Genomic DNA, 20,017 nt, shown 5'->3' with positions numbered 1-20,017 from the left:
TTTTGAATTTGATGTTCCAATTCTCGCAACCCGCTTCAGCCCTGTCGTTACGAGAAATTCCGAAAAAGTAAGGTTATGATCGAGATGATTTTCCTTTCTCACGTCTTGCAGTGAGCCATGCCCCCAGAAGAAGCCATCCAGGTTGCCGATGAAGTACTGCTTGCTCATGCTGGCACTCCTTTAACGGATATCCAGCGCATGATTTTGCGAGATTCCCTAGCTGGTAAAGGCTACGGGGACATGGTTGGCTACGATACTCAACACATCAAAAATGAGGGCAAGAAACTGTGGGACTTGCTTTCCCACGCTTTAGAGGAGAAAGTCAGCAAAACCAGTTTTAGAGGCGCGTTAGAGAAACGTTGGAAGTTAGGCAAGCTGCCCCCCACGCCGCCGATGCTGTCGATTTACAATCCGCAAACTTGGGTGGGGCGCAAGACAATTATTGATAAGTGTCTGCCTAAACTACAAGGACAAGCCAGAATCCTATGGATTACGGGTATTTCCGGGATCGGGAAAACGGCATTGGGAGAATGTCTCGCTAGCCAAGCATGGGAGAGCAATCCGACCTTCCAATGGCTGTATCTAGAGATTTTGGAGGGACAAAGTCCGGAATTCATCTCGGTTGCGGCGGATCTGCTGGCGAAGTTGGGAGATGTCGATCTAGATTCGCAGGAACGGAATGACCCGAAACGTCTGATAGAGCGGCTATTGCGCAAGCTGAAAGTCAGTCGCTATTGGCTTCAGGTGGATTCGTTAGAACGATTGCTCAGTTCTGAAAAGCTGACTGAGACAGAATTTGTCGATCGGCACTGGGTGACTTTTCTTCAGCAGTGTTTGACGGAACCAAATTTTGCCAGTCGGTTGGTGTTGACGGCGCAAGCGTTGCCGAGTTCGTTGGCGGAATTGGAAGAGCGCTATCCCAATTGTTGGCAGGCCATTACGTTACAGGGGTTGTTAGCGCATCAGTCAGATGATCAGCAATCGAATGAACATCTAGCGCTATTCGCTAAGAATGGCTTGAGTGTAGATAACAGTAGTGCAAGCCATTTGCGACGCATTGGGCAAATCTATGAAGGTCATCCTTTGGTGTTGCAGGTAATTGCTAAAGAAATTCTGGCTGCACCGTTTAATGGCAACGGGTTGATGTATTGGGATCGCTATGGCAATGAGTTTGAACAGGTTGCACGGGAACTACAAGCGGAACGGGTTAGCCCAGAACTCTATAATCAAGCCCTACAAAAGCGAGTTCGTCGTCGGGTGGAACTGTCGCTGAAGCAGTTGCCTACTGATGCGTTGGAGTTGCTCTGTCGGAGTTCGGTCTATCGTCGTCCTGTTCCTGAAACGTTTTGGCTATCGATGCTTGAAGAGAAGACCTCTCAGCAACGGCAGCAGGCTTACCAGATTTTGAATGAACGGGCTTTTGTGGAACGAGAAGGAATTCATCAAAATCAGTTTTTGATTCGCCAACATAATCTTGTGCGGGCAGTTGCCTATGATTTGCTCAAGGCTGATACTCACCTTTGGCATCAATCGGAACGGCAAGCGGCTCACCTTTGGCTGACGGCTTATGCATTGGGCTTTGAGACCCCAAATCTGGAAATAGTGCGTGGCTACCTGGAAGCAGTTGAGCACTACTATGAGGCGGGGAATTGGAAAGCAGCTAAAGAGATTCTTTTAACACCTCTAGATTCTGTTAGTAAGATGCATATTCTCCAACAATTAGCATTCTGGAGTCTACATCAGGAAGGTATCCAGGTCTGTCAAAAGATTTTAAAGAAATTTACTTTTGGCACAGATATTATCTGCCTTGTTGGTATGTTAGGCAACTACTACTTACATTTGGATAATTACTCAAAAGCACTTGACTATTATGAGCAAGCCTTGAAGATCGCGCGGGAGATTAGAGATTGTCAGGTCGAAGGCGCGGCTTTGAACGGGCTGGGAAATGTATACAAGAAGTTGAGACAGTATGAACAAGCGATCGACTTCTATCAGCAACACCGAAAGATCGCGCAGAAGATTGGAGATCACCAAAGCGAAGGTGCTGCCCTAGGTAATCTAGGAGTTGTGTTCTACGATTTAGGGCAATATGAACAAGCGATCGACTTCTGTCAGCAACACCGAAAGATCGCGCAGAAGATTAGAGATCGTTGGAGCGAAGGCATTGCATTGGGCAACATGGGCGCAACCCAACTCAAACTAAAGCAGTATCCAGAATCATTGACCAACACGCAGACAGCACTGAAGATTTTTCAAGAGATTGGCTTTCGATTTGGTGAAGCCGAAGCCCTCAAACAGTTGGCCGAACTGCATCAAGCTTTAGGCAAAGTCGAAATGGCACAGCAGTATTGTCAGCAAGCGTTGGAATTAGCGACAGAGTTGGGCATTCCGCTGGCAGAAGAATGCGAAAAATTGCAGGAAAGCATTACCAGTAGCATCTCAATCTTGTCGGGATAATCTACCCGCCTTCACTATCCTTATATAAAACTTGGCTGACAGCAATGCAAATCGTTTGGACAAAGCACGCAGAGGAGCGTCAACAACAATGGCAACAACGACTCGAAATTACCCGCGAGGAAATCGAAACCGTCCTTACTCAACCCCAACAAATCGTCACCGAAGATGAAGTCCGCATCGCCCAATCCCTGCGAGGCGACGGACTACTCAGAGTCGTCTTCACCGATATCGGCAACACCCGCCGCATCATCACCCTCTACTGGACAAACCAAATCAACCGCTATTGGCAGGAGGAACCCCATGAAAGTTAAATACGATGCTGAAGCCGACATCCTCATCTTCGTTCTACTCGACCAGCCACCCGCCAACGCGATCGCCGAACCCGGCGGCATCATCGTCAGCTACAGCGACACCAACGAACCCGTCAGCATCGAATTCCTTAACGCCTCCAAACGCCAGCTCTTTAACCCTGCCGAAATGAACCTGACCATTTCCACATAGGAAGTCCTTGAACTATCCAGTGATGTAACTACTGGCAGAACCTGACCCAATGCCTCAAGGCAACTTACTTGCAAAGCGCCAGACGTTGACGAGCGATCGCGCAATCCGTCGTGATTTGCGCCTTCAGATCATCCAAAGACAAGAATTTCTGCTCCATGCGGATAAATTCCAGGAGTTCCACCGTCAGCGTTTGGCCGTACAGATCCCCACTCCAATCCAGCAAATGCACCTCGATCGTTTGCTGCACCCCATCCACCGTCGGACGATTGCCAATATTCATCACCCCTAACACCGGATGAGACGTCCCCACAATCCCCGACACCCGCACCGCATAAACCCCTTGATGGGGAATCAACTTCCGCGCAGGCAACGCCAAATTCGCCGTTGGAAACCCGATCGTGCGACCCAACTGCTGCCCCTTCACCACCTCGCCCACCAAACTGTAGGAACGCCCCAGCATCCGGTTGGCAGTGGCCAAATCTCCCGTTTGCAACGCCTTGCGAATCGCAGTGCTGCTGATCCGCTCCCCCTGGAACGTTTCCAGCGCCACCAAAACCACCTCAATGCCATAGGTCGCCGCGATCGCCCGCAGGTCTTCCGCCGTCCCCGATCGGCGACAACCAAACCGGAAATCCTCCCCAACGCTGACAAACCGCGCCTGCAAATTCTGGACTAAAATCTCCTGCACAAACTCCTCAGGCGTTAACCGCGCCAAGGCATGGTCAAAAGGCAACAGAACCAGTTGATCGACCCCCATCTGTTGGAGTTGGTAGGCTTTCTCGTTCCCCGGCGTCAACGTAGGCACCGTTTTTCCCGAGAAAAACTCCACAGGATGGGGCGAAAAACTCACCACCGTCGAGTAAATACGCTCAGACCCATGGGCAAGCGTTTGCCCGACCGACTGGGTCAAAATTGGCTGGATAACCTGTCGATGTCCGCAATGCAGGCCATCGAAGTTGCCCAAGGCAGCAACAGTTGGCTTAAGCACAGTCTTTATAGATGACGAAATCCGCACGCTTTACATTTTGACATAATGACTTTCCCTATTGTTACCGATGCCCCCACCCATAGCTCATCCTCCAGATGGCTGAAAAGACTGTAAAGATACGGTATCTAGGTGAATTCAACAATTAGCTTGCCCCAAAACAGCATCGGGTGACCTCCATTCCACCTAAATAGGTAAATCCACCCATTAAGTCCGCCTTTTCCCGCCCCCGCTAGGGCTGCTCTAGCCAATTTTCGAGGGACTTCAAAGTTTTGTGGGACGTTAAGTTGTACTGGAGCGGCGTGATCGTGATGAAGTTTTGGCGAATGGCCTCGACATCGGAGGGGATTTCATGATCTGCCTCGGGATCATCCACCTCCTCGATCGCTTCCCCGGCCAGCCAGTAGTAGGTCTTACCCCGTGGATCCTGCCGTTTTTCAAACACTTCGATATAGCGCCGAATGCCTTGGCGGGTGACGATCGCGCCCTTAATTTCCTCGGCGGCCACTGCCGGAACGTTGACATTGAGGAGAATCATTTCCGAGAGGGGCGTTTGGGCCAATTGCCCCAACAGCGTTTTGGCATAATCAGCGGCGGGCTGAAAATCCTTCGCAGCGAAACTGGTCAAGCTCATGGCAATGCTGGGAATCCCTTCGATCACGCCCTCCATCGCCGCCGAGACGGTGCCGGAATACAGCACATCCGTTCCTAAATTCGCCCCGTGGTTAATCCCGGACACCACAAAATCCGGCGGGTGATCCAGCAAAGACCACAGCGCCAGTTTGACGCAGTCCGACGGCGTCCCCGAGCAAGACCAAGCCGTCACCTGGGGATGGAAAATGCCTTCCACAGGATTGGCACGAATCGGTTGGTGCAGGGTCAAGCCATGGCCCGTGGCCGATCGCTCCCGATCGGGGCACACAACCGTCACCTCATGGCCTGCCGCCGCCAAGGTATTCGCCAACGTCCGCACCCCGATCGCAAAAATGCCATCGTCATTACTAATCAAAAGCCGCATAAAACTTGCCGCACAAAACTGAAGGTAGTGAGTCCCAAGTGAGTCCCAGAGTTTCTAGGGTACAGAACTTTGGGCTGATCGGGGGGCGATCGCGAGTCAATCCCCAGCGAATCCTTCAACGAATCCCGACGACTTTCCTCTACACTGGTATAGTTCAAAGCTATAAGTCCTAAGGCGTTCCATTCCTGGTATGACGACGGTGCAAATTTCCGATCTTGAAGCCCAATTGGAGTTGATCAAACAGGAGGCGCAGGCCACGATCGCCGCTGCCACTGACTTAGATCAACTGGAACAACTGCGTGTGAAATACATGGGCAAAAAAGGCCCGATTCCGCAGGTGTTGGGAGGTATGGGCAAATTGGATCCCGCCGATCGGCCTAAAATCGGTGCGCGGGCCAATGAGGTCAAGGAAGCCATCCAAACGGACTTGGACAACCGCCGGACGGAACTGCAAGCGGCGGCCATCCAAGCTCGATTAGAAGCGGAAACCCTGGATGTGACGATGCCGGGGACCTATCGCCCCCAAGGTCGTATCCACCCGCTCCATGGCACGATCGACACGGTTTTAGACATTTTTGTGGGCATGGGCTATGCCGTAGCGGAAGGCCCGGAAATGGAAACCGACTACTACAACTTTGAAGCCCTCAACTTCCTGCCGGATCACCCCGCGCGGGACATGCAGGACACGCTGTACCTCCCCGATGGCAACCTACTGCGCACCCACACCTCTACGGTGCAAGTGCGTTACATGGAGAACAACGAGCCACCCGTGCGGATTGTGGTGCCGGGACGGGTCTATCGCCGCGATACGGTGGACGCAACCCACTCCGCCGTGTTCCACCAGGTGGAAATTTTGGCAGTGGATGAGGGGCTGACCTTTACGGATCTGAAGGGCACGATCAAGGTGTTCTTGCAGCAATTGCTGGGGGATGACCTCGAAGTGCGGTTCCGGCCTAGCTTCTTCCCCTTCACGGAACCGTCGGCAGAGGTGGATGTGAAGTGGAAGGGCCGCTGGTTGGAAATTCTGGGCTGCGGCATGGTGGATCCCAATGTGCTGAAAGCCGTGGGGTATGACCCGGAAGTTTATACAGGCTTTGCGGCTGGGTTCGGCGTGGAGCGGCTGGCGATGGTCATGCACCAGATCGACGATATTCGTCGGCTTTACAACAGCGATCTACGCTTTCTCCGCCAGTTCTAGTTCGTCATCACAGACCAGAACATAAAAAGACCAAAACATAATAAAGAGGGAATCGAAGCATCATTGGCTTGAATTCCCTCTTTTTGGCTATTCAGGTTTGTCTATTTTGAACGTGATCTCAACAACACAAGTGTCCCTCACAAATCCCCTGTCCTTAAAACGCAGAATTTACTTTCGGGGGGTGTCGGGGGAGTAGAGTCCCCTGACGTCGCAGGGGGGCGGGGAGAAGTTCCCCGATCTTCGCTGCGGAGCAGCCCCGACGATCGCGCCCCCCATGAACCCACGCTATGCAGGGTTAATCGTTAAAAGTCCCACTTGCAAATACCCAGTTAGGGATTCAACAGTTTCGACACGCTTAATACATCCTTATCCCCACGGCCAGAACAGTTGATGACAATGCGGGGACTGCCTTCCAGTTGCGGACAGAGGGTTTCCAGATAGGCGATCGCGTGGGAGGTTTCCAGCGCCGGAATGATGCCTTCCAGTTGCGATAAGCGTTGGAACGCATCCAGCGCCTGCTGATCGGTGACGGCGTAGTATTCGGCACGGCCAATGTCCATCAGGTAGCTGTGCTCAGGGCCAACACCGGGATAGTCCAACCCAGCACTGACAGAGTGGGGTTCAATCACTTGGCCATCCTCATCCTGGAGCAGGTAGCTCATGGCCCCATGTAGGACGCCCACCCGCCCCTTGGTCAACGTGGCGGCGTGCTTACCCGACTCCACACCAAAGCCCGCTGCTTCCACGCCAATGATGCGGATTGAAGCGTCTTCGATAAATTCATGGAACAGCCCCATAGCATTGGAACCGCCACCCACACAGGCCATCAAAATATCCGGCAGCCCGCCCCATTTTTCCTGGCATTGCCGCCGGGTTTCCTGGCCGATCACCGCATGGAAGTCCCGCACCATCATGGGATAGGGGTGGGGGCCAGCCACAGAGCCGAGAATGTAGTGGGTGGTTTCCACGTTGGTGACCCAGTCGCGAATCGCTTCGGAAGTTGCATCCTTGAGGGTTCCGGTTCCGGCTTCCACGGGCACCACTTCCGCACCCATCAGCCGCATCCGAAAGACGTTGAGGGCTTGGCGTTCCATGTCATGCACCCCCATGTAGATGATGCATTTGAGGCCAAAGCGGGCGCACACCGTTGCCGTGGCTACACCGTGCTGACCGGCTCCGGTTTCGGCAATAATCCGCTGTTTGCCCATGCGTTTTGCCAGGAGGGCTTGGGCCAGGGCGTTGTTAATTTTGTGGGCACCCGTGTGGTTGAGGTCTTCCCGTTTGAGGTAAATCTGGGGGCCGCTGCCATCGGGACGGGCGTAGTACTCCGTCAACCGTTCTGCAAAATACAGCGGGCTGGGACGACCAACGTAATCCTTGAGCAGTTGCTCCAGTTCCGCTTGGAAGTCGGCATCTTGGCTATAGCGACGATAGGCTTCCTCTAGCTCAAACAGGGCTGGCATGAGGGTTTCGGGGACGTACTTTCCCCCAAATTTGCCAAAGCGACCTAGGGAGTCAGGACGATGTTCGATCGCGGTTGGGTTTGAGGCCGTTGGGTTTGAATTAGTGGGAAGCGGAGTCGTAGTCACAGGCCCATGTCTATGTAGAGAACAATCCATATTATAGGATGCGGGGATGGTGGCCGTTGGCGATCGATTCTCCACAGGAATGCCGCCCAAGAATCAGTAAGATGAATCAGGAAGTGGGTAAATCTGGAAAGGTGAGGCCATGGGCAAGGCGAAGGATCAGAATAATCGCACGGTGTATCGCGAGTTTGGCAACGATAACGAAGCGGCCTTTGAACGGGCGGTGCCGGATCTGCCACCCAATCAGCAAAATTTGCGCATTCAAGCGTCTCGCAAGGGGCGCGGGGGCAAAACGGTGACGGTGATTAGTGGGTGGCAACATTCGCCGGACAAATTGACAGAATTAGCCAAAAAGCTGAAGGCCCAATGCGGCACCGGCGGCACGGTACGGGAAGAGACGATCGAGATCCAAGGCGATCACAAAGAAAAGCTATTGGAAATTCTCGTCAAGTTGGGCTATAAGGCCAAAATTAGTGGTGGCTAATAGGCACTGATGGTTGGCCGTTGTGTCGTGATCAGGAACGCACGATCGGAGACCCGCAAACGTAGACCCGCAAAGTGGCCTGGGGATCGCCAAACGCGGGTCATTCTCTAGTAGGCTGATGGTCTGTTCTCTCACTCTCGATCGCGATGAACCGTAAGTTTTGGATTGCTGCACTGATTACTTTTATCAATGCATTAAGTGCGACGATCCTGATTCCGACCATCTACCTATACGCCAAGCAATTTCATCTGACGGATTTTCAGGCAGGTTGTCTGTTGTCAATGTTTGCGGTGGCGCAGTTTTTTGCAACGCCGGTGATTGGAAAGCTGTCCGATCGGTTTGGCCGTAAGCCGTTGTTGATGATTAGTTTGACGGGGACGGTGATTGCGAATTTTCTGGCGGGGACGGCTCCCAATGCGATCGTCCTGTTTTTGGCGCGGGGGCTGGATGGGATTACCGGGGGGAATGTGTCCGTGGCCCAGGCGATTATTTCCGACGTGACGAAACCGGAGGAGCGCGCCAAGGGGTTTGGGATTTTTGGGGCGGCGTTTGGTTTGGGATTTATTCTAGGCCCGGTGATTAGCTTGTTGGCGCAACAGATTTCGCTGGGGGCTTCGTTTTTGGCGTCTTCGGGGATGGCGGCTATCGCGCTTTTGCTGACGATTACGCTGCTACCGGAAACCCTCGCACCGGAGGGTCGGAGTCGTCAAATTAATTTGTTTGACCTAGGGTTTTCTGAACTGATTCGGGGCTTTACGCTGCCGAAAATTGGCCTTCTGTTGCTACTGAATTTTCTCATTGGCACAACGTTTACGATCTTCACCTTTGGCTTCCAGCCCTATTACATCAATGTGTTGAAGCAGGACAACCGATCGTTGACGTTGCTGTTTTGCATGATTGGAGTTCTGGGCGTTTTGGCGCAGACGAAGGGGGTCAGTTGGCTAACTCAGCGAACGACGTTAACTCGAATTTTGTTTGCGGGGATTCTGGTGCGGGCGTTGGCGTTTTTGTGTATGCCGCTGTGGCCGGATATTCTTTATTTTGTGGAAGTGAGCATTGTGTTTGCCATGTTCAACGCCATGGTGCAGCCGATGATTAGCACGTTAATTTCGTTGAATGTCAAAGCAGAGGAACAGGGCATTTCTTCTGGGTTGAATGCTTCTTATTTAAGTATTGCCAATGGCATTGGGCCGATTATTGCAGGGTCAATGGTGAATGAACAACATCCAATCACCTATAGCTATCCGTTATTTTTAGCGGGCTTTCTGAATTTAGGGATTCTGTGGCTAGCGGTGAAAACCCGGAAGCAATATACCCCAACCGCGATGGTGAGGCAGTAAATTAATAGGGTAGGCAGTGGAGGTGAGATGCATCATCACTTCTACTCTCCCACCCGCCATCAACCTGTCTAAAACAATCCTCTCACCCAATTGCTATGAACAAAGATTCCTGGATTCCTGAAACGCGCCGCAGACCTGACACCAATCTGCCCAAGGGTTGGTTGCCGATGATGATTTGTGGGTCGTTGGGGGCGATGACGATCGGGTTTGGGATCTTGGAAATGGGATTTGGTCGGATTACGACGCTGAGATGCCAACGATCGAAGACGAGTATCAATTGTGAAAAGACGACGGAATCGGTTAAGACAGCGCCTATGAAGGTGATGGTGAAATCTCTGACGGAGGCGAAGGTAGAACAGACGGGACGTAAGTTTAGAAATGCCTATCGCGTTGTGTTGGAAACGCCTTCGGGAAGGATTCCGTTAACTGACCAGTTTCGATCGGATAAGAATGAGAAGGAAGACACGGCGGAGGCGATTAATGATTTCATTGCCGATCGTCGCCAGGTTGATCTGACGATCGTGGAGGACGATCGGCCCCAGAGTAATTTGTTTGGTTTAATTTTTATCGGGGCGGGCAGTTTGTTTGTTTTGATGGCGTTTGTGGTGCGGTTGGCGATTCGCAAATCAGCGAAACCTTCCTAATATTATCCAGACAGAGCAAGGTTAATATTTTTTGATGTTACGGGGTTGACTTGGAAGGGGTTTGTTCGTAGGCTGGTTTTTCATAGCGGTTGCCATGGACATCCTTCTTTCGCGAGACGGTTTGGTAGGAAGCATGGGGCCGCTGGGATCCTGAAAATTTAGGGCACTACCCTTTGTTGTTACCGCAACTCCGGGTAGCTATTCCCCCTCGCTGAAACAGCAGCAAGGAGGCTTGATGAGGATTTTAGCATCTGACCGAGCCACTCTTGTTTGTGATGTCAAACGGGGTGGCTCTAAATTTTTGGGCTTCTTTAGACCCTCATCCCCGGCCCTTCTTCCAAACGTAGGAGAAGGGAGCAAGATTGTAGCAGGGATGAGATTCACTTCAACAAGGAGAAGCTCACATTATGGCGAAAGGTTCTAGCGATCGGAGCGATCGTGAAGTTCAACCTGAGAAACAACGCTTACAGATCCACTTAATCGGTCACAAGGAGTTCGTGCAGGATACGATTAATCAATTCCATGCCCATCGGATTGCGGACAGGATTCACTGGAGTCAACCGATGAAGATCGTGCATTCCGACGGGCAATACATCAGCATCCTCAGTCGCGAACGGCTGCGGTAATGGTCAAGCTTAGGTGCCCCGCAGATGGCATTGTTTTTTCGGTCTGTGGGCACCTCGGCTACTCTGTAAATTTTCATAAACCGAAGGTTTGACTCTGAGGAGATAGTTATACTGAAATCAGTTTATCTATGATGTAAACATCAGATGATAGATAGACATCTCAGATGCCTGATACTTATTTTTGGAGGCTAGATAATAGTCCTGCTTCCTACAATCCCAACTATTGAGGCTGGCAACTAAACTTCATCTAGTCAACTAGCCAATCGCAACAAACATTCTACATGGGTTCTATAAACTCAGTCGCATATATGTAATACAACTAGTCTCTAAGTTACTTTCAAGCGGCATTAATCAAACTACTTCTGCATAAGCAGATGAAAGATAATAACTCCTCATTTCTTTCTTGTAGTTGTTATCAACAAGTAGTACAGCCAAAAACTGAAATTTCGGATAGAAAAAGGCTCTTTTGTAGAGTGTCACCCCCTAATCAACCTAAAAATAGAAGGAGAGGTAATTATGGTAAGTACGATTACAACCATCCTACCTACATTGTTTTCTGCATTCAAGACATCTAGTCACATAATTATTGAATTGTTGTAATTAACTAACGTAATACAAGAGGTAGTTTTATGTCTCTCAATAATCAGGATATACTAACACTTACTTCAGCCAAAAAGTTTATAGTCTCTCTTTTTCGCTTTACACCTACAATTGTTATTACATTATTGGTTGTAAGTCAGTCATCTTGGTCTTACTTGAGTTCTTCCACTTCTTTAACCTCCCCAATATCTTCTCCCCTAGCATCGCCCATACCAGACTCCTCTAAAAGATTAACCAATGAAGAAAAGACTGAGATTGAGAATTTCCTGCAACACAGTAATACAGTCCATGACATTGTACAAGATGAAGTAGCGGATTCCCTTGACCGCTTTACAGCTATTTTGGGGTTATCCGGTGCCCTTGTAGTTCTTGCAGGAACCTATTGGGCAAGGAAAACAATGAAAGAACAGCTTCAATTAGTTAAGGAAGAGATGAAGTCTGAATTTCAAGTAGAATTTCATGATAAGTCGCTGAAGTTAACAGATGCTACATCAGGACTATTAGGGCTTGTTGTTTCCATGGAAAATATCAAGTTTCTGTCTGATCTATCATTTAATCCAATTTCTACAGAGTCACGCCAAGCAATTGAGCATTACCCTGATGTCCTCAAAAACTTTAAAGAGCATTTCAAGCTACAAACTCTTCCAGCAGGGTTTCATGTCAAGCTAGGAGATGTACTCTCTTTATTAGGAAGGTATCAATTAATAGAAGCAGATTCGAACCATGATGAAGATGCCAGAGAAGAAGCAATGCAAAAGTTTAATAATGCAATAAGTGCTTATGATGAAGCTATTAATAGTAAGCCCAAAGAAATAGCACCAATAGATCGAAGATTCTGGGCTGAAGTTTTCTGTAAAAGAGGAAATTCTTTTGCAGGTTTGGGGGAGTATAACCGAGCAATCGCAGATTATAGAGATGCACTAGCAATTAATCAAGATTGTTATTGGGCTATTCATTCTCAGGGAGATGCACGCTCCTCCTTAGGAGAATATGAAGAGGCAATTCGTAAATACAATGAAGCTCTCAAAGTTTCTAAAATTCCTGAAACTTGGTATGCTGAGACTCTTTACAAAAAGGGAATTACTTATGCCAAACAACTTAAGTATCATCAGGCAAAGAATTGTTATGAGGATTCGTTAAAATTCAACCCTAAAAATAGTTGGGTTTTACATAGCTTAGGCGATTCACTCACCAGTTTAGAGGAATATGAACAAGCAGTTGAAAAATATGAAGAAGCTCTAGCTGCTAATCCACGTCAGTATCAAACTTGGAGAGCGTTGGGTGATGTTTTATACCTTATGGGTGGACATTTAAGTTATGAAAAAGCTCTCGAGAAATATGAACGTGCATCAGAAATTGCATCTGAAGATGGTGTTGGTGACTATGAAATTCATAGAAAAATCGGAGACACGTATCTCCGATTAGGAGAATACTTTGATGCAGTACGTCACTATGATGAAGCAGTCAGTCTTAAAAGTGAATCTTTTCGACTATGGGCTTGTCGAGCCTATGCTAACGAGCAAATTCTGAAATTAGACGTACTTTCTGAGGAAGAAAAAGACGAATACGAACAAAAAGTGCTTTCAGATCGAAATATCGCTCTTCACAAGGTGACTGATAAACATCATAGATTTTCCAGGAACCACAAAAATCATGATATCGAGAAAGGTGATTTCTTCTATGAACGGGCTATTTGCTATGCACTAGCAAACGATAAAAATAGAGCCATTCAAGATTTAGTTCAAGCTATCTCACAAGACGAGAAATATATCAAATGGGCAAGCAGAGAGATAGGCTTTATTACAATTCAGTCAGATTTTGAGTTCAAGAATTTAATGGAGAAAAGCTACCACTTGAGTACTGTAGGTACGAGTGGATTAAATAGTACTGAGTCATCAAATGCCGTCTGATGTAAACTCTGAGCTAGACAATGTCAATCCAAAAAGCTGAAAAGCCAATCAGGATTGGTTTGTGTAGACTAGAGATCCGCATAAATTAAGCATTTTAGGTTAAAAAACCTTCATTATCGGCTCTACTGGCAGTCATTCACTTTGAATGGACTATACGACGTGAAATTATTGTCCTCGGCACTTCTACCAATGTGGCAATACGTACGCTGACTTGAAAGTGAGTTCGATATCCCCTACCCCTATACCCACACCAGCGCTCCTCCCTGGTCTAGTTGGGCTAGGTGTCGCAGCGTTCAGGAAGAAACGCAATAGTGAAGAACCTCAGTTGACAGACGAGATCGAAGTTTAATTCGTCTAACCTCTGTTTTTCCCTCCTACATAATCTGTAGGAATTTTTTATGAACAAAGGAAGTTCAGAGACCATTGGATATCAGTCATGGCAGAGTAGAATATGTAGAGTATTCAATCTTAGCCGCAGCACAGGTAATCCAAACCTGCTCAAAAAATAAAAATCAGTTTAATTGACCAGTTTTTACCATCTCGCACTAGTTCGATCGAACGCAGAAACTCACGAAAATAAAACCGCCGCTCCGACTCCGATAAATCCAACCAAAACTGCGGCAGCGAAACCGTTTGCGCGATCGCGGGTAAATTCACCGGCGGCAACTGAGCCAACCGACTTTGTAACGCAGCCATTTCCGTGCGTAACTTGTATTCCCGTAACTGCGCCGTTTCCCCATCCAAAATACCACTGGCAATTAACCCCGGCAATTGCTCAATAATCTTCTGCTTACCCACGATCGCCCCATTGATGCCCCGCTGCACCTGTTCCAAATCCGGCAACTCCAACGCCGCCACCGCACGGGGTAAGTCTTCACAAATCCGTTCGATCGCCTGTTGCAGAATTGTTTCATAGGCAATCGCCTTACATTTCGGCTGAAGAGGACAAGCCGTAGGCCGCAGGTAGAGATACTCCTTCACCTCCTTAGCATTTTTCCGCACCACCTTGGGCGGCACCACCCGCGTCACCGTCATCGGCGACTGGCACCCTTGGCACTGCACCAACCCCGCCAGCGATCGCGGCGCACTCGCCGTCCGACTGGGCAACCGTCGATTTCGCCGCAACAAGCGATCGATTTGAGCCGCCTCCTCCCGCGACACAATCGCTTCGTGGGTATCCGCCACCACATCCCCACCCTTAAATTCCAAATCCCCTCGATACACCGGATTTGTTAACCAGCGCTGCCCCGTAGAGGGCGAAATTTTCTTACCATACTTCTTGGCAATGTAGCGCACTGCCCCCCGCAGCGACCCAAAGAGTAAAAATTGCTCAAAAAACTCCTTCACCACCGGAGCCGTCGTGCGATCGACCACATAGCGATTGCGACTGCGCCGATACCCATAGGGCGATCGACCAGGGGGCGGAGCCGCCTTCATCCGATTGCGGGCATGGCCTTGCTGAATCCGTTGACTGCGCTGATTCCGTTGTAATGCTTGAATCAGTTTTAAAACGTCCGATCGAATGTGACCATCCGCAATCACGTCAGGATTATTCTCCGAGCTATCTCCGGCAGTATCCACTGGATCGATCGTCACCACCCGAATCGATAACTGTTTTAATTCCGACAACCGATCGCCGATCGCCTGAACCGAATCCCCCAATTCTTCCAATCGCCTTAATAACAAATAATCAGCAGGTTGTGTTTGGCAATCATTGAGCAATTGCTGCAACTGCGATCGAGCATTCCCCTCTACAGCAAAATCCTGATAGACCCGATCGACCTCCCAACCCCACAAAGCCGGGTCAGGACTCGATTCCAATAAAGGATCGCTATAGAGATACGCCAAAATCCGCATCGATTTCCACCACTATCCACCTCTCCCATTAACCCAGAATGCTCCAGCCTCCCCACCCTAATTCCACACAGAAGATCCATCAGCAGGATGGCTTATTTCGCATAAAGCTTTGTGGTCAAAGTCGGAGCAAAACTGAATTTGTCCTGCAAGATCCAGTAGATTTTTCTTGCGGCGGGATTTCACAAGCTCTTTCAACGCTAAGTTCAATAGCTCCTCCGTCATTAATTGCGTCAGTTGTAGAGCTTCATTCATTAAAGCTTCATCGAGATTCAACGTGACTTGCATAGTGCGCCCCTGGAAATGGACATCGCTGCATCATAGCCCTCAAATTTTAACCCGCATCTTAACTTTAACTGTTGCACCTAACAATCATGAGGAATCTCTCTACCTTCAATTCTGCACCTCTCCCAACTCAATGACATGGCCATCCGGATCTTGCACAAATAATGCCGGTCGTCCCGATGCACTCATTTGATAGACATAACCTGCCCGATCGAGCGTCGCTTTAACCCCTGCCAAATCCGTCACCGCCAGCGCCAAATGGGGATTCCGTCCCCACTTTTCGGCCCAGGGGATCGATCGCACCGGCAGCTCCGGCGCTCCATCAACAACCGCTGCCTGCATTAAATGAATTTGTATCCCCGCAATCTCATACCAAGCACCGGGAAACTTGAGGTTACGCTCCACCTTCGGTAAGCCCAACACCGTGCCATAAAAATGTTCCGATCGAGCCAAATCCGTCACCACGATCGCAGTATGTAAAAAATGTGTGATTTGAATCATCCTGTCACCTCATCATCCCAACCTGATGCCATCATCCTCTACCATAGATTATTCAATCTAGCCAACAGTAGATCCATCAATGGCTCCAGCCCTTAAGAACTTATTAAATATCCGCCAAATTAGCAATTTTTTCGTTAGGGTAAATGTAAAGATACCTCCTAACTGCGTCTCCCGCCCCGATCGAATTGTTGCTTCTTTTCAAAGCCAGTCGCAATTTGACGGGGTTTTAGTTTTTCCCCAGCCGTTCCATCGCTGGACTCAATCAACCTGAACTCAATCAACCTGGCAATCGACCAGACAATCCATCAGGCAATCCCGCAGCCAATTCATCGGACAATCCCTTAGCCAATCAACCCCTCACTCCACAACAAAAAACCTGGAGCGATTCACTCCAGGCTGATTAGATCACGTAGGCTTTTCTTGAGTTTCAACCAAAGGCTTTCTAAAATCCGGACTGAAACCGGCACAACCTTACATCAGACCTAGTTGAGCCAAGATGCCCCGGCCTGTCAAAAGTTCAGTCGCGAACCCGATCGCCAGACCCAGCATCGCCAAACGACCGTTCCAAGTCTCAGCAAAATCGGTGAAACCCATTTTTGATTCTTGCTTCTGCATGTCCCAAATCCTCCAGTCGTGGATCGAGTTTGTAAATCAATATTAACATTTGTAACAGAAAGTGACAACTAATCGTTTTTGGATGGATTGCATCAACCCTCCGCGATAATTGCCCCGGTTTATCCCCCAAGCAGCCCCCGATTTATGCCCTGATTGCCCCTTCAGGGCTCCATCATGCCTCCTCGACTCCCCCCTCTCCTCCTTCCACCACCGGCAACGTCACAATAAACTCCGCCCCCTGTCCCCACTGACTTTGAAATTCCAACTTGCCGTGGTGATGTTCCAGAATTTGGTAGGCGATCGGGAGCCCCATCCCCGTGCCTTGCCCCACAGGTTTAGTAGTAAAAAAGGGATCAAAAATCCGCTGGTGCAGTTCCGGCGGAATCCCTGGCCCATTATCCCCAATGCAAACCTGGAGTGTTTTCCCTTGAGCCACCGTCTGAAGACGGATCGTGGGTTCCCGATCGGGGCGTTCCTCCACCCAGTAGCGATCGATCGCTTCGATCGCATTGAGGATCAAAATCATTAACACCTGATTCATTTGGCCTGGATCGCACGGCACCACCGGGAGGGCGGGATCATACTGCCGCACCACTTGAATCGCCGGACGCTGAGCCGTTTCCGCTAAGCGCGCCCCCAAGAGCATCATAATCGTTTCCAATGCCTGATTGAGTTGGGTCGGCTTCTCACCCACTTCATCCAACCGCGCAAAACTCCTCAGGGCAGACACAATATTACGAATTCGCTGCGATCCCGTTTGGATCGATTTGAGGAGTTTAGGAAAGTCCTGCAATAGAAAATTAATATCCAGGGCATCCGCCTCGGCTAATTCTGGGATTGATTCTGGGTAATGCGATCGATAGATTTTGACAACGGATATTAAATCCTGGATATAGTCTTCGGCATAGACTAAATTGCTGTAGATAAAACTGATGGGGTTATTCAGTTCATGGGAAATCCCAGCCACCAACTGCCCCAAGCTAGACATTTTTTCCTGCTGAATCAGTTTGACTTGGGTCTGTTGCAGATGGCGCAGGGTCGTCTCCAGTTGTTGGGTTTTCTGCCGTAGCTGAATTTCCGATCGCCGCAGGGCCGTTTCCGCTTGCTTGCGTTCCACGAATTGCCCAAATTGCTGGACGATAGTTGCCACCATTTGCATCAGATTTGCATCCAACTCCACCAGAGCCTGGGCATAGAATGCCACCACCCCAAGAACCTGCGGCCCCTGCAAAATGGGAAATCCCACCGCACTTTGAATGCTGGCCTGCCGCGCCAAGGCCAGTCGTCGTAATTTGGGCAATTGCGTCACATCGGCCACCCAAATTGGCTCGTTGCCTTCCGCCACACAGCCAGGAAACCCTTCTCCTATAGACAGATGCAACACTTGCGCTTCTGCCAGAAAAGCCACTTCACCCTCGGATGAGCGCTGCCAGGTTTGTACACAGTGCAGTTGGTGATTCTCCGGCTCGACCATCCACAGTTCGCCAAGGGGCCAGCCCAAACAGGTTGCGATCGCCGTCAGGAGATACTGATTGGCTTGATGTTGCGTGGGATTGGCTGCTAGCATTTGGGTCACTTGATGCTGGAGCGCAAGGCGCTGATCAAGTCGTTTGCGATCGTCAATATTCCGCACAACCCCTTCATGGAACAGCAACTGCCCCGCTTCACCTCGCACGGCTCGCACATCTTCTGAAATCCAGATACAGCAGCCATCCTTACAGTAAATTTGCGATTCAAACTCCGTCACCTGATCCTGCACACTCAGGTAAGCCATCAGCTCTTCCCGTCGATCGGGCTGCACATAGAGCTGTTCCTGAATATTAGTCACCGTGGCCAATAATTCCTCCGGCGAGTCATAGCCATACAAGCGCGCTAAAGCGGAGTTCACCCGTAGATATTGCCCCTCCCAGGAGGACTGGAACATCCCATCCACGGATTGTTCAAACATGGCCCGATAGGTATTGCCTTCCTCCTGGGATTGCCGCAACTCTTGATGAAACTGAAGATTTTGGGCCGTGAGCGTTCGCAACAGGTTACTCACTTTCAAGTGATAGGCCACCCGAGCCAAGACTTCCTCCTGCTGAAGCGGCTGCACTAGGTAGTCCACGACCCCACCCTCCAAGGCCCGCAGCTTCTCCGAGAGCGTCTGCGCCCCCCCTATGACCATGACGGGAATGTCACACCCAGCCTCCAGATCCTGCAAGCGCTTACAAATCTGATGCCCCCGACTATCCGGAAGGGTCATATCCGTCAGAATCAAGCGCGGACGTTTCATTTGCACGAGTTCGATCGCTTGGGTCAGACTCTGGCTCATCATTTCAACGCTGTACTCTTTCCGGACTAGGGCCTGGGCCAAGGAGCGCAATGACTCCGGGTCAGCGGTGATGATCAAGATCAGCCCCTGGTTCACGGTGGATTGAAATTTATAGCCTAAAAGCCAAAAAATTTGCGCTTCTAACTTTTGCAGATCCAGTCCATACCCCCCCGGACGGGCCGCAAGGGCCTGATGGGCCAGGGTCAGGCGCTCTAACTCCTGGACAGCACGGGTCACTTCCTCCGGCTCTAGGTAGAGACTTTCCAGGACTTGGTTTAAATCCCCCAGGGGATCCGCTTCCAATGCAGCCCCATGACGCACGATCGATCTCAGCCGTTCCCAATTCTGGCGTAATAGTTTTCGCAGATAGTAAGCCGTAGTAGGGGACAACTGAGCCATAGAGGGAAAGACTTCACCAAACAACAGCGATGAACGAGATTAAATCTAGTATCAACCAAAGATCACTGAATCAGGGCACTCTCCACCCATCAAATCTCTCCCATCCCTGAAATTCCTGCGATCGCAGCCATCAGAGAAAGGATTCAAAAATTTACCCCCCAAGATTTATCCCCTAAGATTTACTCCCCAAGTGAGTTCCTATTCCAAGTGAGTCCCTATTCATCGTCAGGATGTAGCCAAGAAATCACACCCCGTTTTTAGGTTGCCCAACAGCACGCTCGTTTCATCTCAGTATTCCTCTCACCCCTCCCCTTGCGGACCCACTCCAGTCCCAATCATCACTGGGATAGATGCAGACAAAGATAGATACAGGCAAAGAATTTAAACAATACTCACAATGTTTCCAGTCTTAGCCTGCTGAAAGGCTGAGCAGACCCGCTAAATCTTGAGGGGAACGATCGAGACTTCTGCCATAGACTCAGCAAACGTGATCTAGATCAGCTTCAGTGAGGGAAAAAAGTTGATTTTCTATCACCTTTAGAACCGTCATCTTGCCCCAGGCAGAGGGTTCGTATCCACAACAGAAACTTATCAAACTATCCGTAAAATTTTGCAAGAAAGTTCCATGAAGCTCGTGCTAAATCCGTATTATCCAGTAATCTTGAACAATAGAGAGTCAATAAGTGTCTATCAAGACTAG

General features: G+C 49.6%; 17 protein-coding genes. 9 read left to right on the top strand and 8 right to left on the bottom strand.

The genetic code is table 11. The features are described 5' to 3' along the window. Positions 1–117 precede the first annotated feature (117 nt). Genes H6G21_RS03000 through H6G21_RS02990 form a run of 3 tightly spaced genes read left to right on the top strand, consistent with a single transcriptional unit; the run spans position 118 to position 2,958 of the window. On the top strand, positions 118–2,457 hold the full coding sequence (locus H6G21_RS03000) for a tetratricopeptide repeat protein (protein WP_190570275.1): 2,340 nt from the start codon (positions 118–120) through the stop codon (positions 2,455–2,457). A 44-nt stretch (positions 2,458–2,501) separates the two neighbouring features. After that, positions 2,502–2,768: a DUF4258 domain-containing protein gene (locus H6G21_RS02995; RefSeq protein WP_190570272.1), complete on the top strand. Its 267-nt coding sequence runs from the start codon at positions 2,502–2,504 to the stop codon at positions 2,766–2,768. Further along, positions 2,758–2,958, top strand: coding sequence for a DUF2283 domain-containing protein (locus H6G21_RS02990; RefSeq protein WP_190570270.1), 201 nt, complete (start codon positions 2,758–2,760; stop codon positions 2,956–2,958). Before H6G21_RS02995 ends, H6G21_RS02990 begins: the two co-directional genes overlap by 11 nt. A gap of 64 nt (positions 2,959–3,022) precedes the next feature. Here the strand turns inward: H6G21_RS02990 and H6G21_RS02985 are convergent, their stop codons facing one another. Together H6G21_RS02985 and surE are read right to left on the bottom strand one after the other, a co-directional pair. Beyond that, a complete protein-coding gene (locus H6G21_RS02985) occupies positions 3,023–3,973 on the bottom strand; it encodes a bifunctional riboflavin kinase/FAD synthetase (RefSeq protein WP_190570268.1) in 951 nt (316 codons plus the stop codon). A 202-nt stretch (positions 3,974–4,175) separates the two neighbouring features. Next, positions 4,176–4,961 carry a 5'/3'-nucleotidase SurE gene (gene surE / locus H6G21_RS02980; protein ID WP_190570266.1) on the bottom strand — a complete coding sequence of 262 codons (786 nt, stop codon included), beginning with the start codon at positions 4,959–4,961 and terminating at the stop codon, positions 4,176–4,178. 190 nt (positions 4,962–5,151) lie between these two features. Here surE and pheS point away from each other — a divergent pair, with 190 nt between their 5' ends. After that, a complete protein-coding gene (gene pheS, locus H6G21_RS02975) occupies positions 5,152–6,159 on the top strand; it encodes a phenylalanine--tRNA ligase subunit alpha (protein WP_190570264.1) in 1,008 nt (335 codons plus the stop codon). Between the two features lie 329 nt (positions 6,160–6,488). On the opposite strand, the gene trpB is transcribed toward pheS, so the two are convergent. Beyond that, positions 6,489–7,748, bottom strand: a complete 1,260-nt coding sequence (gene trpB, locus H6G21_RS02970) for a tryptophan synthase subunit beta (RefSeq protein WP_347277966.1) — start codon at positions 7,746–7,748, stop codon at positions 6,489–6,491. A gap of 139 nt (positions 7,749–7,887) precedes the next feature. Between trpB and H6G21_RS02965 the strand changes: the two genes are divergently transcribed. The 5 genes from H6G21_RS02965 to H6G21_RS02945 all read left to right on the top strand — a co-directional run bounded on the left by H6G21_RS02965 (position 7,888) and on the right by H6G21_RS02945 (position 13,349). Continuing rightward, entirely contained in the window at positions 7,888–8,229 is a 342-nt protein-coding gene (locus tag H6G21_RS02965) for a translation initiation factor (RefSeq protein WP_190570260.1), read from the top strand. A 146-nt stretch (positions 8,230–8,375) separates the two neighbouring features. Then, positions 8,376–9,569 (top strand): MFS transporter, encoded by a 1,194-nt coding sequence (locus tag H6G21_RS02960; RefSeq protein WP_190570258.1) that lies wholly within the window; start codon positions 8,376–8,378, stop codon positions 9,567–9,569. Between the two features lie 95 nt (positions 9,570–9,664). Further along, positions 9,665–10,213 (top strand): hypothetical protein, encoded by a 549-nt coding sequence (locus tag H6G21_RS02955; protein WP_190570256.1) that lies wholly within the window; start codon positions 9,665–9,667, stop codon positions 10,211–10,213. Positions 10,214–10,620: 407 nt separating this feature from the next. Continuing rightward, positions 10,621–10,839, top strand: coding sequence for a hypothetical protein (locus H6G21_RS02950; protein WP_190570254.1), 219 nt, complete (start codon positions 10,621–10,623; stop codon positions 10,837–10,839). Positions 10,840–11,468: 629 nt separating this feature from the next. Continuing rightward, a complete protein-coding gene (locus H6G21_RS02945) occupies positions 11,469–13,349 on the top strand; it encodes a tetratricopeptide repeat protein (RefSeq protein ID WP_190570252.1) in 1,881 nt (626 codons plus the stop codon). Between the two features lie 498 nt (positions 13,350–13,847). On the opposite strand, the gene H6G21_RS02935 is transcribed toward H6G21_RS02945, so the two are convergent. The 5 genes from H6G21_RS02935 to H6G21_RS02915 all read right to left on the bottom strand — a co-directional run bounded on the left by H6G21_RS02935 (position 13,848) and on the right by H6G21_RS02915 (position 19,317). Beyond that, positions 13,848–15,206, bottom strand: coding sequence for a recombinase family protein (locus H6G21_RS02935; RefSeq protein ID WP_190570248.1), 1,359 nt, complete (start codon positions 15,204–15,206; stop codon positions 13,848–13,850). 57 nt (positions 15,207–15,263) lie between these two features. Beyond that, on the bottom strand, positions 15,264–15,491 hold the full coding sequence (locus H6G21_RS02930) for a type II toxin-antitoxin system VapB family antitoxin (RefSeq protein ID WP_190570246.1): 228 nt from the start codon (positions 15,489–15,491) through the stop codon (positions 15,264–15,266). A gap of 105 nt (positions 15,492–15,596) precedes the next feature. After that, positions 15,597–15,986, bottom strand: a complete 390-nt coding sequence (locus tag H6G21_RS02925; RefSeq protein ID WP_190570523.1) for a VOC family protein — start codon at positions 15,984–15,986, stop codon at positions 15,597–15,599. Between the two features lie 474 nt (positions 15,987–16,460). Next, a complete protein-coding gene (locus H6G21_RS02920) occupies positions 16,461–16,604 on the bottom strand; it encodes a high light inducible protein (protein WP_190570244.1) in 144 nt (47 codons plus the stop codon). A 172-nt stretch (positions 16,605–16,776) separates the two neighbouring features. After that, positions 16,777–19,317: an ATP-binding protein gene (locus H6G21_RS02915; RefSeq protein WP_190570241.1), complete on the bottom strand. Its 2,541-nt coding sequence runs from the start codon at positions 19,315–19,317 to the stop codon at positions 16,777–16,779. Positions 19,318–20,017 lie beyond the last annotated feature (700 nt).

Origin of the sequence: Alkalinema sp. FACHB-956 (genome assembly GCF_014697025.1) — a bacterium.
Taxonomy (GTDB): Bacteria; Cyanobacteriota; Cyanobacteriia; order Leptolyngbyales; family Leptolyngbyaceae; genus Alkalinema.
Note: the sequence above shows the minus strand (reverse complement) of the source record. Positions and strands in the feature narration are given on the sequence as shown.

What these genes read in the sequence shown, in the direction of transcription:
- H6G21_RS02945 (WP_190570252.1), top strand. Translation starts at nt 11,469, where the DNA reads ATGTCTCTCAATAATCAGGATATACTAACACTTACTTCAGCCAAAAAG.
- H6G21_RS02995 (WP_190570272.1), top strand. Translation starts at nt 2,502, where the DNA reads ATGCAAATCGTTTGGACAAAGCACGCAGAGGAGCGTCAACAACAATGG.
- H6G21_RS02955 (WP_190570256.1), top strand. Translation starts at nt 9,665, where the DNA reads ATGAACAAAGATTCCTGGATTCCTGAAACGCGCCGCAGACCTGACACC.
- H6G21_RS02950 (WP_190570254.1), top strand. Translation starts at nt 10,621, where the DNA reads ATGGCGAAAGGTTCTAGCGATCGGAGCGATCGTGAAGTTCAACCTGAG.
- H6G21_RS02915 (WP_190570241.1), bottom strand. Translation starts at nt 19,317, where the DNA reads ATGGCTCAGTTGTCCCCTACTACGGCTTACTATCTGCGAAAACTATTA.
- H6G21_RS02990 (WP_190570270.1), top strand. Translation starts at nt 2,758, where the DNA reads ATGAAAGTTAAATACGATGCTGAAGCCGACATCCTCATCTTCGTTCTA.
- H6G21_RS02960 (WP_190570258.1), top strand. Translation starts at nt 8,376, where the DNA reads ATGAACCGTAAGTTTTGGATTGCTGCACTGATTACTTTTATCAATGCA.
- pheS (WP_190570264.1), top strand. Translation starts at nt 5,152, where the DNA reads ATGACGACGGTGCAAATTTCCGATCTTGAAGCCCAATTGGAGTTGATC.
- H6G21_RS02935 (WP_190570248.1), bottom strand. Translation starts at nt 15,206, where the DNA reads ATGCGGATTTTGGCGTATCTCTATAGCGATCCTTTATTGGAATCGAGT.
- H6G21_RS02965 (WP_190570260.1), top strand. Translation starts at nt 7,888, where the DNA reads ATGGGCAAGGCGAAGGATCAGAATAATCGCACGGTGTATCGCGAGTTT.
- H6G21_RS02920 (WP_190570244.1), bottom strand. Translation starts at nt 16,604, where the DNA reads ATGCAGAAGCAAGAATCAAAAATGGGTTTCACCGATTTTGCTGAGACT.
- H6G21_RS03000 (WP_190570275.1), top strand. Translation starts at nt 118, where the DNA reads ATGCCCCCAGAAGAAGCCATCCAGGTTGCCGATGAAGTACTGCTTGCT.
- surE (WP_190570266.1), bottom strand. Translation starts at nt 4,961, where the DNA reads ATGCGGCTTTTGATTAGTAATGACGATGGCATTTTTGCGATCGGGGTG.
- H6G21_RS02930 (WP_190570246.1), bottom strand. Translation starts at nt 15,491, where the DNA reads ATGCAAGTCACGTTGAATCTCGATGAAGCTTTAATGAATGAAGCTCTA.